We start from the raw sequence: 16,279 nt of genomic DNA, 5'->3' as shown, positions 1-16,279 counted from the left end.
ATTCTAAATTGCAACCGGAACACCGTACATGAAGAGACTGATAGCCATAACCTTAATTTTAATTGCCGCTGTTGCGTGGGTAACCGTTAAATATTTTAACAGTTTAGGCACATCGGGCATGCATGCCGGCAATGTGATACGCACCATCCCCGATAATGCTGCGCTGGTTTTTGAGTTTACCAACGAGAACAGCCTCTATGATATTTACAAAGACAACAACATCCTTGGCAACCTTATCGGCGAAGAAAAACTCACCGACCTGGATACCGTTAAAAACCGTTTGATAAACAACCCGGCGCTGAACAAGGCGTTTGATAACCGCAATATTTTTATATCGATACACCCTGTTAAAGACGATATACAGTTGCTGATAACGGCATCGGTAAAAGATGTACCTGTGCAGCAATTTGATGAGTTAGCCAAACAGCGCAACAGCGGTATGCTGATAACCCCGCTTAAGATAGGCGATAAAAGCGGCTACAATGTTTACTTTGCATCGTTAAAAAAACGCCTGTACATCATTAATAGTGGCGGCAATATCTTATCGGCAAGTTTTTCTAAAGACCTGATAACTATTGCAGCAACCTACCAGCCACCTAAAGAGCAGCATAACTTTATGCTCCTGCCGGATCAGCAGAACTCCAACTCATTGGTAAACCTGTATGTGAATTACCAACACCTCGACCCTCTGTTTAACCAGGTGTTTAAGGACAATACAGATATTTTTAAGCCTTTCCGCCTGTTGCCTGCGCTGGCCGCACTTAATATCAATTTCAAGAATGATGCTATTATGTTTGCGGGGTACACGAATATCGAAACACAAAAACCAGGCAGCTATCTTAATATATTTGCCAATCAGCAGCCCGTGGTTAATAACCTCAAAGATATCTACCCTTCAACTACTGCTTATGCCATAGATATGGCGGTATCTGATGCTTCTAAATTTTTCAACGATCTATCTACCTTTCAACAAAAGGCCGGTTTACAAAAGGAGAAAGATGCCCTGCTAACAAAGGTTAAACAGGAAACAGGCATCAACATAAAACCCGAGTTTGAAAAATTGGTAAAAAGCGAATTTGCTGTGGTTACCACCCGTTTTCAGGAAAAGTTTGGCATTATAGAAGTAAAAAACGGATCGCAGCTAAGGCCATTCATGACCAACATAAGCAATATGGTTACTGATGAGGTGGGCCAGTTCAATTTTACTAAGCTGCCTTATTTTTTACTGGGCGACGCTTTTAGTGCTTTCAGAAAACCGTATTTCCGGATTATTGATAATTATTTAATACTGGCCAACACCCCCGGCGAACTCACCAGTTATGCCGACACTTATTTTAACCGTAAGCTCATCAGCAAGACTGATAATTACCTCCCTTTTGATAATTTACTGGCCGAACGCAGTAACATTTCCTTCTTTTTACACTTTAAAAATTCGCAACAAATTTTAAAACAAAGTTTAAAGGACGACTTCTATATTTCTTATAAAGACAATGCTTTATCATGGAGAAATTTCTATGCCGTATCCTTTCAGTTTGGCGCAACTGATAAAAATTTCTACACTAATTTTTGCTTATTAAAAAATATGCAGGATACCGTTGCCAGGCAATAAAAACAATTAAATAATATAAAAAACACAACCCTGGTGCATTTTAATCCGTTTAAATAACAGATATTAGTAACGTATAATTAAGCCGATAGGGCAAGCATCAGACAACAGGCATTGCATATAAATATGAATCGTTTTTTACTGGTTGTATGTTTTCTTTTTATTTCTGCTACAACATTTGGCCAGCAATTTTCGCAATATAATACCGGTACGTTATTCGATTCATTTGAGAACCCGGCGCAAACCAACTTTATACCAGACAGTAGCAGGTATATATCTTTCAACTTTTTGGTTCCCAACTTTGGCAGTAACTTTTTCTTAACAGGCCATGGCCAGGTGCCACTTAAAACACGTGCTTTTACCGGCAGGTATGTAAACACTAACCTAACTTTAGATAAAGGAGATTTTAGCCGCGCCAATGTAGATGCGAATACCTATTTGTTGATGCTGCGCATTTTTAAAAGCCTTGATGGCGACCAGGAAATGGGGTTCTCTGTACAAACCCGTGCAGAGGGGAAAGGCATATTTACCGATCAAACATTATTGCTGTTAAATGGCGCCGGCGCATTTCAGGATGGTGTACCTTACAACGATCTGAATAACAGTTACCGCTACCAGGCATATCACCAGATAAGCTTTGCCTACCGCGAAAAATTTAGCAAGCAATTCTCTTTTGGTTTTAAACTGAGTGCATTGCTGGGTATACAATATCAGCGTTTAAACATTAACAGCTCTTATCTGCAGTTTGATAACGCTGCTGATAACGCTTACCTGGGTTTACAGGGCAACTATCGCATAAGCTATACTCCCGGCAAATTTAGCGGGCACGATCTGTTACCTAATTTCCGTAACCCGGGTGCCTCTATTAGTATTGGTACGCGTTTACAAACCCGCGATAATTTTGTTATCCAGGCCAATATCAAGGACCTTGGTTTTATACATTGGTACAACAGATCAACAGAGAGTGTGTTTAATGATATACAGGAAGTACCGGCGGTAAGCGAGCCAAGGCTTGAAGATAAGTTATACAAAATCTCTCATGACATTGTACGTTCTGCCGATAGGCAAACAGGTTTTACTACGCCTACCAATGCCAAGTTTGAGCTAAGTGCTAATAAATCGTACTGGTTAGATAACGAAATGCAATTAAAATACTCTCCTACGCTTATAGTGCAAAAAGAGTTGTTTTATGACGGATACACCGCAGCGTTATCAAACCCCATCCAATACAAAAACTTCACGGGTACATTTGTAGCATCATACAATAATTACAAATTACTTAACGCCGGCCTGCAGTTTATGGTAAGATCACCAAATGCCGAGTTTTTTATCGGCAGCGACAGGCTATTACAAAGCGCCAGTTTAGCAGGTGCTGCGGGTAAAAGCGAAAGCCAGATAGCCAAAGCCGGTTCATTTAGCGGAGCCGACTTTTTTATGGGTTTCTCTTTAAAATTTGGCCATGTGATAGAGCATCCGCTTAATACATCTGTTATCCCTATCGGCGATCGCCCGGGCCTTCTGAGGCGCATGTGGAACGGTATCTGGGGTATTGATAATGGCGATTAATTAGCTGCTTTTCTTTCCGGCAATAAAATCTTTAAGATAATAAGGCTCAAAATAAGCCACATCTTCAAATTGCTTATTGGTAAACTTCTGTTGAGCCAATTGGGTAATATCGCGTGCCGAGTTCTCAAAATCAATATTAAACAAAGCATTGGCGTTTTGGCCCAGTACATCTATACATTTGGCCGCGCCATCACCAAAGAAAAGCACTTTATTATCCTGTAGCAGGTCGGTAAAGCTTTCGACGGTGATGATCTCAGCAGCCGTTGTTTTTACCAAAGTACCATCTGTTTTATAAACAGCAGTGTAAACTTCCATACGGCGGGCATCAATCATGGGGCATAATAAAGTATCAGCCTCTACCTCATTTTTATTTGCAACACCACTGGCCATAGCCTCGAGGGTATTTATGGCGATGAGTGGTTTATCCAAAGCAAAACACAAACCTTTAGCGGTTGATACCCCTATGCGCAAACCAGTGTAAGAGCCGGGGCCACAGCTTACCGCAATGGCATCAATATCATTATAAGAAGCATTCTGCTGTTTAATGAGATCGTTTATGTAGATGGTGATCACCTCGGCGTGCATATTACGCTCGTTGATCTCTTTATATGCAAGCACCTCGCCGTTGGCTGATAAGGCAACGGAACAAGAGGTGGTAGCGGTTTCTATCTGTAAAATCATAATGGAAGTCAAAAGTAAAAATTCAAAATTCAAAATTGCTCGTCGCGCGCTGTTTTTGACTTTTTAATTTTGAATTTTGACTTAGCATTAAGGGACAGGATCATGCCCATGCCCGCCCCAGGGGTTACAACGGGCAATACGTTTAAGTGCCATCCAGCCGCCTTTAAAAGGTCCGTACTTGCGGATGGCCTCTATACCATACTGAGAGCAAGTTGGGGTGTAACGGCAGGCGTTGGGCAATATAGGCGAGATAAGATATTGATAGATCTTTATCAACGCCAAAAAAAAAGCGCCGAAGATAGCTTTAACACCATTCCACAGCGCATTCATTTGGTAGCCTCCGCCGCAAGCTGCGTTAAAAGCTTCACCATTTTCTTTTCAAAAAAATCGTAGGGGGCAATTTCTTTACCTATATAGCTTATAAATAATACCAATTTGCGGTCGGCATCATTTAATACATTATATAACAGGGCTTGTTTATTGAGGCGATAGGCCTCGCGCATGCGGCGCTTTACAGTATTGCGGTCTGTAGCGTGTTTATAACGCTTTTTGCCAACAGCAAATACAATTTGCACGGGGAATTGCTGCGCTGCATCGGCAGGCATCCACGATATTTTGTAGGGGTAACATAAAAAAGAAGAACCGTTATGAAAAAGACCCTCAATGAGACTTTTATTACATAACCGTTCTTCTTTCTTAAAAGTATACATAGTTGTTAATGCCAAACCGCAGCTATCAAACACAAAAACGGTTAGCCCCTCTGCTTAGCAGAAGATACAACCATTATTATGCTTTGTGAGTGCGCTCGTCAGATACAGTTAATCTTTTTCTGCCTTTAGCTCTTCTTGCAGCAAGTACTCTTCTGCCGTTTGCAGATGACATGCGCTCACGGAAACCGTGTTTATTTTTTCTTTTCCTTACTGAAGGTTGGAACGTTCTTTTCATGGCTATATTTTATTCTATTCGTCTTCTAAATCGTTGCTCTTAAAAACAAGAGTGCAAATGTAGCGTAATTTTTAGTTTTTTCAAATAGTATTGCAGTTATTTGGCTAAATTTATTAACATTAAAGCTAACACTACCCTAATGAAAAGCTTTCTTACTGTTTTACTGATACTTACATCATTTGCAGCTATGGCACAGGATGCCATGGCGCCCCACTATAAAATATACAACACCGCTAAAAAAGCACCTGCTACTGTTGATGATATCATCAGCAGCCTTGATAAAGCCGATGTACTCTTCTTTGGCGAAGAGCATAACGACTCTACCGGCCACTACCTGGAAGCTTTGTTATTTAAAAAGCTAACGGAAAAATACCCCGGCAAATCGGCATTATCATTAGAGATGTTCCAAACGGATTGCCAGACTGTTTTGAACGAGTATTTAGCCGGCCTCATCCGCGAGAAAAACCTTATTACCGAAGGCCGTGCCTGGAATAATTATAAAGACTACCGCCCTATGATAGAGCAGGCTAAAGCAACTAACACACCTGTTGTTGCAGCCAACGCCCCTACCCGCTACACTAATATGGTTACCCGCGGCGGTTTAGTCAGCCTAAACCAATTGAGCGCACAAGCCAAAACATGGCTGGCACCTTTACCTATTGATACCGCAACAGGCCCCTACTATGAGAAATTTGTGAACATTATGGGTGGGCATAGCGCTATGGGCAACATGAAGATATATCAATCACAAAATGTGTGGGATGCTACCATGGGTTATAACATAGCGCAATTCCTGAAAACGCATAAAGATTTTAAAGTAATGCAGGTTAATGGTGGTTTCCATAGTGAGGAGAAGCTGGGCACTGCCGCACAACTAAAGAAATACTCACCCAAAGTACGCATCGTAAACATTGCCGCATACGCCGATGACGGCTTCGACAACCCCGACTGGACCAAATTTGAAAAAATGGGTGACTTTATTATCCTCACCGATCCTAAATTACCAAAGACGTTTTGATCATTGGGTCATTGGGTCATCAACGACAATTTGATTTTGACTGGGACGGTTTTAATCTTCCTCAAAAGTGATTTGGGCGGCGAGATGTTTTGGGGCGATGCCGCAGTAGGCTGTTTTTAAGATCTCAGTGAGCATGTTGCGCTGCACCAGCTGTAGATTAACGTGAGTCCAGCCTTGTTTGCCCCATTTGTTGGGTACAGGATAGATCACCTCAGTATTAAAAGTGCAGAAGATATCCTGCTCATCCGGAGTAAGTTTAACAGTGGCGCGGTTATGCTCCGCCACCACTGTTGTAAATATCTTTTTATTTACCCTGAACGATGTTTTCTCAAAGTGAGGCGCTTCGATTACCTCGGGTAACGAAAGGGCTATTTCGCGAAGCATCTTTACATTATCTATCGTCATTTATGTTTTAACTAACTTCACCACATTAAGGCAAGTTGAAAGGTAATGACTCAATGACAGCGAAGCGTAATGACTCAATGACGCGAAGCAACAACGCTTACGCTTTCTTAGCCAGCAGGTCGCGTATCTCGGCCAGTAATACTTCTTCTTTAGTTGGTGCGGGTGGCGCTGCAGGCGCAGCTTCTTCTTTCTTTTTAAAGCTGTTAAGGCCTTTAATGATCAGGAACAGCGACAATGCGATGATGATAAAAGAGATCACCTGAGAGATAAATTTACCATATGCTATTGCCGTACCGGGTATTTTTAACTGAGCAAGGTCAGTTAAATTTGCTGCCTTTAATGCCGGGGTTAGTACTGCCGGGGTAATAATATCATTAACCAATGATTTTACTATATCACCAAACGCAGCACCAATAACTACTGCAACAGCCAGATCTAATACATTGCCTTTAATAGCAAACTCTTTAAACTCTTTTACAAATCCCATATCCTTATTAATTGTTGTGTTATTAAAGTTATCAATAAAATTTTGACTGCTCCAAACAAAACCCACCTAAAAACATTTTAGGAATGTAAATACAGCCACAAAACCATTTTTAAACTTAATGTAATTGCTGTACTTTTGACCCCGCGTCTATAAACTATGTTAAAACAAAATCTTCAGCAGAAGCTCCTTCAGAAACTATCGCCGCAGCAAATTCAATTTATAAAATTGCTGCAGGTGCCTACCGTGTCGTTAGATACCCGTATTAAAGAAGAACTGGAAGAAAACCCTGCGCTTGAGGATATGAGCCTCACCAATATCAACGAGCCCGAAGAACAATACCCTGACCGCGACCCAGACGATGATAACTACGATAGTGATCATGAGGGTGGCGAGATGGACGAGTTTAACATTGACGATTACCTGCAAGACGACAGCGTAAACGATTACGGCAGCCGCTACGATAATAATGGCGATGATGATGACGACCGCAAGGAGATCCCTATTGCCGTTCAAAGTTCTTTCTTTGAGAACCTGCAGGCACAGCTGGATCTTTTACCCCTGTCTGATCATGATTTTGCCATCGGCCGGCAGATAATAGGTAGTTTGGATGATGATGGTTACCTGCGCCGCCCTATCATGTCGTTAACTGATGACCTGGCCTTTTCACAAAACGTAATGGCCGAGGATGAAGAGGTTGAAGATATGCTGAAAGTTATCCAGTCCTTCGATCCGCCGGGCGTTGGTGCACGTACCTTACAGGAGTGTTTGCTGATACAGCTTCGCCGTAAGGATGCAAATGATCCTATCATCAAGAAAGCCATACTGGTAGTTGAACATTATCTGGAAGAGTTTACCCGCAAGCATTATGATAAGCTGGAGAAATCATTAAACATGAACTCTGACGAGTTGCGTGGCGTGGTTAACGAAATATTAAAGCTAAACCCTAAACCGGGCGACAGCAATGAGGTAAGCACCAAGCAAATGCAGGTGATACCAGATTTTCACATCAAAAACAACGATGGTGTTCTGATACTAACGCTTAATTCTAAAAACGCGCCAGAGCTTAAGGTGAGCCGCTCTTACCAGGAGATGTTTCAGCATTATGATAAGGCATCGCAAAAAGATAAGAAGCTAAAAGAGGCCGTACAGTTTGTAAAACAAAAGCTCGATTCGGCAAAATGGTTTATTGATGCTATTAAGCAGCGCCAGCAAACGCTGCTTAAAACCATGAATGCCATTATGCAATACCAGTACGATTTCTTTTTAACCGGGGATGATAAGAACCTTAAGCCAATGATCCTGAAAGATATTGCCGACCGTATCGGCATGGATATCTCAACAGTATCGCGTGTGGCTAACTCTAAATATGTACAAACTGAGCATGGCACCTTCCTGCTTAAGTCATTCTTTAGCGAGGCTATCCAAACCGAAAGCGGCGAAGAGGTATCTAACAAAGAGGTAAAAAAGATACTGGAAGAACATATTGGCAAAGAAGACAAACGCCACCCCCTTGCCGACGAAAAGCTTACCGAAATACTCAAAGAGGCCGGTTACAACATTGCCCGCCGCACCGTAGCCAAATACCGCGAGCAAATGAACATCCCGGTAGCAAGGCTAAGGAAAGAGCTATAAGAGAGAATCAAGACTATTAGAAGTCAGGAATCAAGACATAAAAAAGCCCTTAAAAATTTTTAAGGGCTTTTTCTTTTTATGTAATTGATAAATCTTGATTCCTGACTCTAAAAGTCCTGACTCTTTAAAAAAACTACCACCCGTGCTGCGGGCTGGTTAGTTTGTATTTATTGTTCAATAATATACCCAGCACCAGTTCGTGAGAGCCATTGCTCACCGCTTTTAGTGGTGACGTAGTGATATCGTAAGCATAGCTTACGTTAACCAACGAGTTGAGGTTAAAACCAGCCAGCACGCCAAATGAATCATTACGGCGGTACGAGCCACCAAACCAGAACCTATCGCGGAATGAAAGCTTCATATTGATATCAAAGCTGGTTGGCGTAGGATCGATAAATTTCAACAAGGCTGATGGCAGTAACATTACATCATCAGACAGGTAAAACTTCATACCTGCTGTAGCAAAAAAATGCGGCACCGCTTTGCTCAGCGTAGCGTTATCTGTTTTAGTAGAAATATATTGTACCTGAGGCAATATTTGCTGTGCCGAAATACCAAAGTAGTAATTGGCAGCGTATCCCCATATACCTACGCCCACATCGGGTTTCCATTTATTATTCTCAATACCTCGTAAAACGGGGTCGTCGGGGTTTTCAAAAGTAAGCTCAGAGGTAGCCAGGTGCAGGTGGTTAGCGCCGGCAGATACACCTACCGAAAGGTTAAATTTACTGGTAATACCCAGGTGGTAAGCATAAGTTGCGGCAATATTTGTTTGATCTAACGGACCGGCTTTATCTGTTACTACCATAAAACCTATCCCGTGGTGCGGTGCAGATGCCTGGTAATCGCTGGTGTACATACGGCTGTAAGGGCTTTCGCCGCCATAAGGCAAAAAGCCTGCGGCATCACCTTCGGTAAACTCGGTACCCAAAGGTGCGGTAATACTTGCATAAGCTGTTACGGGAGCGCCGTCAAGGCCTTTCCACTGGCTGCGGTAGCCAAATTTAACGTCGGTATAGTTCTCAATACCGGTAACGGCAGGGTTCAATAACAAGTTATTGAAAATGTATTGCGTATACTGCGGCTTTTGCTGGGCTGCAGCAAAAAGCGAGATGAAGCAAGCTGTGATAAGGGTAGGTAATGCTTTCCTAAGCATTGGTATTTTTAGTTTAAAAAAATTTATCCGGATTAGGGACTAAGTTAAGGAATTTTTCAAACTTTTCTTCATAATTAGATTGATCGAGCTGATAATAAAAAGCCCCCTTCTTTGACGACTGCTTATCCTTCTCATTTTGCTTGATAAGCAAGCCTGTTGAAAGCAGCTTACGGCTAAAGTTACGGTCATCAAATTTTGTGTGGTAAACGCCTTCATAAAGAGCCTGCAGTTGCGGGATAGTAAACTTATCGGGCAATAGCTGGAACAATATAGGGTGCAGGGCCGCTTTGTAGCGTAGTTGTTTCATGGCCAGTTTAACCATTTCGGCATGGTCAAAAACCAGATCGGGCATTTCGTTAAGCAGGAACCACTCCGGGTGGTTATCGCTCACCAGCTGCTGCTGGTATTGCTGGATATCTATTAAAGCAAAGTACGCAATAGACAAAGTACGCTCAACCGGGTCACGATCCGGCTTACCAAACACCTGGAACTGCTCCATGTAAACATTCTCCAAACCTGTACGCAATTGCAGCACCCGGTTAGCAGCGTCTTCAGGGCTTTCGGTAGGTTTCATGAACCCGCCCATTAAGCTCCATTTGCCCACTTCAGGCTCAAGGCCACGCTCTACCAGCAGGATCTTGATATCCCATCCGTCAAATCCGAAAATAATACAGTCTACCGCAACTAAGGTTCTGGTCTCGCCAGTATACTCACCCATAAGTAAAAGTTTATCAGCTACAAGGTTAATAAAACTCTTGGATTTAAAAAAGCCCCTCTACGCGTTAGCCAACGCGCGGTCTAAATGTACATAACCGCCATCAACATAAATAATTTGCCCGGTGGTATGGCTTGATCTGCCCGAGAGCAGGAACACCACCATATCGGCAATTTCGGCAGTGCTGGTCATGCGGTTACCCAAGGGTATCTTGGCCTCAATTTCTTTGCGTTTGGCAGCAGGGTCGGCAAGGGTATTTATCCAGTTTTCATACAGGGGTGTCCAGCACTCGGCTACTACCACCGCATTTACACGAATGCCATATTTAAGCAATTCAACCGCCCACTCGCGGGTAAGCGCATTACGCCCGCCGTTTGATGCCGCATAGGCCGATGTATTGCCCTGGCCCGTATCGGCAGTTTTAGATGTGATATTAACGATTGGCCCTTGCGATTTTTTCAGATAAGGTAAAGCATGGTGCGCCATCAAATAATAATGCACCATATTTTTATGCAGCGATGCCATAAAGCGCGCGTAATCGCCTTGCTCTAACCCTACCCCATCATTAGCGCCTGCATTATTCACCAGGCCATCAATACGGCCATATTTATCAGCAATAGCTTTCACTGCTGCGGCACATTGCTCAGGTTCGGTCAGTTCAGCCACAACCTGGAAGCTTTCTGTGCCTTTGGCTTGCAGGGTATAAACCACTTTAAGGTTATCCTCTTCGCTACGGCCCACTATAACAGGTATAGCGCCTTCGGCAGCCAGCGAAGTAACAATGCCCTCGCCTATCCCTTTGGCACCGCCGGTAACAATAATTACTTTACCTTTTAAATTCAGATCCATATTATTTTAGTTGGCAGTTATTAGTTGGCAGTTTGCATTGCTGCGAACCAGTAACTATAGATAATAAATTCTAACCAAAAAAACCTGCAAACTGTCAACCGCAAACAGCAAACTGACGGCAATCAGTGCCCGCCAACCACATCAAGCTTTTTTACCTTAACATTTTGCAGGGCAAACCATAGTATCACAGCAAAGCTTACGCCCGGCACTATATAAGCAATTTGTATGTTAAACATATCTGATAGCTGGCCCATTACAGGCGGCAAAATAGCACCACCTACAATACCCATGATCACCAATGATGAACCCAGTTTGGTTTGAGGCCCAAGGCCACGGATACTGAGCGAGAATATCGTAGGGAACATGATTGACATAAAGAACAACACGGCCATCAGCACATAAACCAAACCCGGGCCTTGCAGGGTTACAGCAGCCGCTATTAATCCTATATTAATAATAGCATAGGTTACCAATAACTTAACGGGGTTAAAGAACGACATTAATGCCGTACCCGATAACCTGCCGAACATAAATAATAACAAACCGATGCTTAACAAACTGGCGGCTTTGTGCTCGCCAAAACCTGCCACATGCTCGCTGTAGCGGATAAAGAAACTGGTTACACATGCCTGGCCGCCTACGTAGAAAAACTCGGCTACTACGCCGCGCATCAAATGTTTGTTACCTAATAAGGCGCTTATTCTGCCCATTAATGGTTTATCTTCAATAGCCTTAGTCTCCGGCGATTCTTCTTTAATAGCCGGGAACTTGGTACGCCAAACAAATGCCGCCACAACAAAAACAGCAATACTGATAACGATGAACGGTATTTGTACTGATGATGCTTCGTGATTTAGATAAGCCTCTAACTGTGCAGGCGGCATTGCCTTTTCCTGCGCATCTGTGAGTACTTTGCCCGATAAAATGTATGTGCCGCCAATGAACGGCGCTAAAGCCGCAGCCATACCATTAAATGATTGTGCAAAGTTGATACGCTGCGTAGCACTTGCAGGGTCGCCAATTAGCGTAATGAGCGGGTTGGCGGCCGTTTCCAGGAAAGCCATACCCGAGAACACCACGAACAGCGCCCCCAAAAAGAAGCCGTAGTTACGTACCGCTGCCGCGGGATAAAACAGTGCCGCACCAAAAGAAAACAGCAACAAGCCCAAGATGATACCGCCTTTGTAGCTATACTTTTTCATAAACTGTGCTGCCGGGATAGGCAGCAGGAAATACGCCACATAAGATGCCGAATCGATAAGCGACGATTGAAAATCTGTTAGCTGACAGGCTTTTTTAAGGTGAGGGATAAGTATGGGATTGAGATTCAATGCAAATCCCCAGATAAAAAACAGCGATGTGATGAGCGCAACCGCAGCCAGGCTTTTGTCTTTTGACATTATAATATGTGTATGTTACAATTAATAATTGGTGGCTCAATATAATTATTTAAAGGCAGCTTGTATATCCTTCAATGAAATTCCGAGTGTTTTGAGGGCGATATCATTCAGCTGGCTTTCATCACCGGTAAAATGGAATACGCTATGCTTGTGCATAAGCGAGCTTCCGGGTTTAAGGAAAGCTGCAGGCGATACACTTTCTATCTCGTAGAATGGCCCCATCTGCCCACCCGTAGCCAGGGGGCCATCATTATAAGCGTTCACCGCATCGCCGGTAAAAGGCGGTTTATCGGGCGTCCACTCCTGGTTAAGGTAGGTACCGTTAGGATTAATGTCGTAAAAAGTGATGGTGAGTACTTTGTGTTCAGGATCATAACTACCGTTAATATTTTTGGCACGGTTTGGCGGCATGCCCAGTTTGCCCCGAGATCTGCCATCGGCTTTAAACAGCAGGATGCCCTTGCTGTACTTTACCCTATCGGGCGGTATTTGCCCGAAGTAATCTGTTGTGGCTACTTTGCCCGCTGCTTTATCATTATACGGTACTACAATAATAGTTTTCTCTGACGGCGAAAACATATCCAGGTTCCACAAACATGGCGCGCCTGTGGTTTTATCCCAGGCTTTATCACCAGCGTTGGTGATGGTGTTGGTAGTACTAAAAGCAACAGCATTCACTTTATCACCAACAGTAATGTTTAGTAGCTTGGGGATATCGGCAGCGGCAAGCAATTGCACCGCTCTATCCAGTTTTATTTTGAGTGGAGTGTTGGCGTAGTTGAGCATTTGGGTGCCTTTGCTCATCACCACTTCATTATCTTTTTTTGATACCAGGGTCCACGGTTCGCTATCGATAGCCGGCGGGGTATGCCAGTTGGCGAACTCCATTTTTGTACCGGGCTTAAAGTAGAGGGAAAATTTGCCACCTTCGGGGCCAAGCCAAAGCCTGTCCTCGCCACCAAAAGCGTTCATGTGCTCATCCGGCTTGGCCGTAAAGGTTTTATAATTTACCCAACCGAAGCTTCTCCCGCTATCGCCCTCTGCCGTTGAAGTAAACACCTTTGCCTGGTATTTTGGCGAGATGACAACCTGTGCTTTGCCATCGCTGCTTTTCAGCACAATAACACTATCATGCTTCTGCAGAAAGGCGAGATCATAAGCGAAAGTACCATTTGGAATAGCAGCTACATTAGTAGTCGTATCTAAGGCTGTAGTATCTGTTCGTTTTTTATCGCTTTGCTGCCCGCAAGCGGCAAGGGCCATAGCAGGGATAAGTAAAAACCTCGTTAGCTTCTTCATAATTGGTTTTATTGGTAGCTGTTATTTGTTATGCTTAGGGTGCAAGGCAATGGTGTTCACCATGGTGCCTATGTTATCGATGCTGATCTCGACTACATCACCGGCTTGCAGGGTAAATGTATGCGGCGGCACCAGGCAGGTACCCGTCATGAGGTAGCATCCTTTCGGGAAATCTGTTTCAGCAAAAAGATAGCCGGTGAGTTCGGTAAATGAGCGTTTGATGCGCGAAACTCTGGTCTCGTCCGCATAAGCCTCTTCGCCATTACGGCGGATAGTCATCTTAATTACCGACTCTTTATCTATCGGCTTCTCACTCACAAACAAACATGGCCCTAAAGCTGCACTCTTTTCATAGATCTTCGCCTGCGGCAGATAGAGGGCATTTTCTCCCTCAATACTGCGCGAGCTCATATCATTGCCTATGGTATAACCTTCAATATTGCCATCGCTGTTCACAAACAGGGTAAGCTCCGGCTCGGGCACATCCCAGGATGAATCTTTACGGATATGCACCTCTCCTAAATGCCCCGAAGTACGGGCCGGGGTGGCTTTAAAGAACAGCTCGGGGCGTTCGGCATCGTAAACCTTATCGTACAAACTGGCAGCAGTTTCAGATTCTTCCATCCGCGCGTCGCGGCTTTTGAGGTAAGTTACCCCTGCCGCCCATACTTCCTGCTCGCCCACGGGCGGCAAAATGGTACCGGCAGCCAGCCATTCGGTCTCGTCAAAAACCTGCTGGGCAGTTGGGATGAGGCTTTGCAAGTAGCTCTCCAATTTGTTGCGGTTAACCAGCGCGTCCCACTGATGGTTAAGCACATAAAAATTACCGTTATGCTCAAGCAAGATGCCTTTGGTGGTTTTGTAAAGTTTCATAGTTATCAAAGTGAAATGCCCCGCTTCCAGGGGATAAAATCGTTATGGTCTGCTGTATCGGCTTTAGCCCTGATGTTGCCGCTTGCTATTTCTATTACGTGGTTCAACATCCGCGCGGCCATTTGTTCAAGAGTTTCGGCGCCTTCTATAATGGTGCCTGCGTTAATGTCTATAATATCATTCATCTTGTTATAAAGCGCAGTGTTGGTTGATACTTTCACCACCGGCGCAACCGGATTGCCCGTTGGCGTACCCAAACCAGTGGTAAAAACCACAATGTTTGCCCCTGCACCTACCTCGGCCGTGGTAGATTCCACATCACTGCCCGGCGTGCAAAGCAGGTTCAACCCCGGGCGTGTAACTTTCTCAGGGTAATCCAGCACATCCGTTACCGGCGAACTGCCGCCCTTGCGCGCCGCCCCTGCCGATTTCATGGCATCGGTGATCAACCCATCCCGCACGTTGCCTGCCGAAGGGTTCGATTCAAAACCCGAGCCTACCAGTTTAGCCTTCTCCGCATAGACGGTCATGAGGCCCATAAAACGTTCGGCCAGTTCATCGGTAAAGCAGCGGTCGCTCAGCCCCTGCTCTACCCCGCACAATTCGGGAAACTCGGACAGGATAACACTACCGCCCAAGGCCACCACTATATCAGACATCAGCCCCAAAGCCGGGTTAGCCGATAGCCCCGAGAAACCATCAGAGCCACCGCACTCCAGGCCAATGCACAACTTACTCAGCGGTGCAGGTTTACGGGTATTATCATTAGCTTTTATCAATCCCTCAAAAGTTTGCTGCAGGGCAATCCGCAGAAAATCTTCCTCGGTACCTATGGCCTGCTGCTCTATTAATACCAGCGGCTTTTTCAGGTTGAGGTCGCGCTTGGCAATCTCTTCCTGTAATATTTTCAGCTGGGCATTCTGGCAGCCCAGGCTCAGTACCGTTGCCCCCGCTACATTAGGGTGGGTGATATATCCGGCTAACAGACCGCACAGCCCGCGGGTATCTTCGCGGGTACCCGCGCAGCCCATGGTATGGTTTAGAAATTTGATGCCGTCGATGTTTTTGAAGATCTGCTCGGACATTACCGGAGCTGTCCTATCAGCTACGTTTACTTGCCCCCCTGCATAATTCCCAGCCTTGTAAGCTGCAGCCATATTGCTCACCTGTTGCTGCAAGTTAATGGCATTATCGTAATGGTAACCAAGTTCTTTTTGCAGCACGGTGTGAATGGTTTGTACGTTCTTGTTCTCGCAGAACACCATCGGGATAATGAGCCAGTGGTTATTTGTCCCTACTGAGCCATCCGCACGGTGATAGCCCATGAAAGTCCTGTTACGCCAGGCAGTAACATCGGGAATATTCCATTGGGTATGGCGCTCGTGCAGTTCGTAACCGCGTGCCGCGTGTTGTACATTTTTTACAGATATCAATGCGCCCTGCGGTATCTCTACCGTGGCTTTGCCAACCAGTACGCCATACATGGTCACCTCGTCGCCGGGGTTAAAATGCCTGTTGGCAAATTTGTGCTTGGCCGGGATATCGTTCAGCAAAGTGATGCCGTTTACCTGCTCACCCTGTGTTAGATCGGTAAGCGCAACTGTAATGTTATCCCTGGCGTGTATCTGTAATATTTTGTTCATTTAT

17 protein-coding genes are annotated in these 16,279 nt (G+C 44.5%); 4 read left to right on the top strand and 13 right to left on the bottom strand.

The genetic code is table 11. The annotated features are described in order from the left end of the window. The first annotated feature begins 28 nt into the window (after positions 1–28). Both D0C36_RS17695 and D0C36_RS17690 read left to right on the top strand, forming a co-directional pair. The gene (locus D0C36_RS17695) at positions 29–1,609 is read left to right on the top strand and encodes a hypothetical protein (RefSeq protein ID WP_117392993.1); all 1,581 of its coding nucleotides are present in this window, start codon (positions 29–31) and stop codon (positions 1,607–1,609) included. Positions 1,610–1,732: 123 nt separating this feature from the next. Continuing rightward, a complete protein-coding gene (locus D0C36_RS17690; protein ID WP_117392992.1) occupies positions 1,733–3,172 on the top strand; it encodes a DUF5723 family protein in 1,440 nt (479 codons plus the stop codon). On the opposite strand, the gene tsaB is transcribed toward D0C36_RS17690, so the two are convergent. The 4 genes from tsaB to rpmH form a co-directional block, all read right to left on the bottom strand. Continuing rightward, positions 3,173–3,853, bottom strand: coding sequence for a tRNA (adenosine(37)-N6)-threonylcarbamoyltransferase complex dimerization subunit type 1 TsaB (gene tsaB / locus D0C36_RS17685; protein ID WP_117392991.1), 681 nt, complete (start codon positions 3,851–3,853; stop codon positions 3,173–3,175). Positions 3,854–3,940: 87 nt separating this feature from the next. Further along, entirely contained in the window at positions 3,941–4,183 is a 243-nt protein-coding gene (gene yidD / locus D0C36_RS17680; RefSeq protein ID WP_117392990.1) for a membrane protein insertion efficiency factor YidD, read from the bottom strand. After that, positions 4,180–4,563 (bottom strand): ribonuclease P protein component, encoded by a 384-nt coding sequence (locus D0C36_RS17675; RefSeq protein ID WP_117392989.1) that lies wholly within the window; start codon positions 4,561–4,563, stop codon positions 4,180–4,182. Before D0C36_RS17675 ends, yidD begins: the two co-directional genes overlap by 4 nt. A gap of 76 nt (positions 4,564–4,639) precedes the next feature. After that, positions 4,640–4,798, bottom strand: coding sequence for a 50S ribosomal protein L34 (gene rpmH / locus D0C36_RS17670; RefSeq protein WP_117392988.1), 159 nt, complete (start codon positions 4,796–4,798; stop codon positions 4,640–4,642). A 139-nt stretch (positions 4,799–4,937) separates the two neighbouring features. On the opposite strand from rpmH, the gene D0C36_RS17665 reads away from it, so the two are divergent. Beyond that, complete coding sequence (locus D0C36_RS17665) at positions 4,938–5,816, top strand: ChaN family lipoprotein (protein WP_117392987.1); 879 nt, start codon at positions 4,938–4,940, stop codon at positions 5,814–5,816. Positions 5,817–5,867: 51 nt separating this feature from the next. On the opposite strand, the gene D0C36_RS17660 is transcribed toward D0C36_RS17665, so the two are convergent. Beyond that, complete coding sequence (locus tag D0C36_RS17660) at positions 5,868–6,221, bottom strand: MmcQ/YjbR family DNA-binding protein (protein ID WP_233524514.1); 354 nt, start codon at positions 6,219–6,221, stop codon at positions 5,868–5,870. A 97-nt stretch (positions 6,222–6,318) separates the two neighbouring features. Beyond that, the gene (gene mscL, locus D0C36_RS17655; RefSeq protein WP_117393604.1) at positions 6,319–6,708 is read right to left on the bottom strand and encodes a large-conductance mechanosensitive channel protein MscL; all 390 of its coding nucleotides are present in this window, start codon (positions 6,706–6,708) and stop codon (positions 6,319–6,321) included. 156 nt (positions 6,709–6,864) lie between these two features. On the opposite strand from mscL, the gene rpoN reads away from it, so the two are divergent. Then, a complete protein-coding gene (gene rpoN, locus D0C36_RS17650; protein WP_117392986.1) occupies positions 6,865–8,340 on the top strand; it encodes an RNA polymerase factor sigma-54 in 1,476 nt (491 codons plus the stop codon). A 133-nt stretch (positions 8,341–8,473) separates the two neighbouring features. Here the strand turns inward: rpoN and D0C36_RS17645 are convergent, their stop codons facing one another. The 7 genes from D0C36_RS17645 to D0C36_RS17615 all read right to left on the bottom strand — a co-directional run bounded on the left by D0C36_RS17645 (position 8,474) and on the right by D0C36_RS17615 (position 16,275). Further along, positions 8,474–9,496, bottom strand: a complete 1,023-nt coding sequence (locus tag D0C36_RS17645; protein WP_117392985.1) for a PorP/SprF family type IX secretion system membrane protein — start codon at positions 9,494–9,496, stop codon at positions 8,474–8,476. Positions 9,497–9,509: 13 nt separating this feature from the next. Continuing rightward, positions 9,510–10,214, bottom strand: a complete 705-nt coding sequence (locus D0C36_RS17640) for an NUDIX hydrolase (protein ID WP_117392984.1) — start codon at positions 10,212–10,214, stop codon at positions 9,510–9,512. Positions 10,215–10,271: 57 nt separating this feature from the next. After that, a complete protein-coding gene (locus D0C36_RS17635) occupies positions 10,272–11,060 on the bottom strand; it encodes an SDR family oxidoreductase (RefSeq protein ID WP_117392983.1) in 789 nt (262 codons plus the stop codon). 122 nt (positions 11,061–11,182) lie between these two features. Next, on the bottom strand, positions 11,183–12,460 hold the full coding sequence (gene fucP / locus D0C36_RS17630; protein ID WP_117392982.1) for an L-fucose:H+ symporter permease: 1,278 nt from the start codon (positions 12,458–12,460) through the stop codon (positions 11,183–11,185). Positions 12,461–12,505: 45 nt separating this feature from the next. After that, complete coding sequence (locus D0C36_RS17625) at positions 12,506–13,759, bottom strand: DUF6786 family protein (RefSeq protein ID WP_117392981.1); 1,254 nt, start codon at positions 13,757–13,759, stop codon at positions 12,506–12,508. Between the two features lie 21 nt (positions 13,760–13,780). Next, complete coding sequence (locus D0C36_RS17620; protein WP_117392980.1) at positions 13,781–14,632, bottom strand: fumarylacetoacetate hydrolase family protein; 852 nt, start codon at positions 14,630–14,632, stop codon at positions 13,781–13,783. Positions 14,633–14,637: 5 nt separating this feature from the next. Further along, entirely contained in the window at positions 14,638–16,275 is a 1,638-nt protein-coding gene (locus D0C36_RS17615) for a UxaA family hydrolase (protein WP_117392979.1), read from the bottom strand. Positions 16,276–16,279 lie beyond the last annotated feature (4 nt).

The organism is Mucilaginibacter conchicola, from assembly GCF_003432115.1.
GTDB classification, from domain to species: domain Bacteria; phylum Bacteroidota; class Bacteroidia; order Sphingobacteriales; family Sphingobacteriaceae; genus Mucilaginibacter; species Mucilaginibacter conchicola.
The sequence above is the reverse complement of the archived record's forward strand: the minus strand, read 5'-3'. Positions and strand labels throughout refer to the sequence as shown.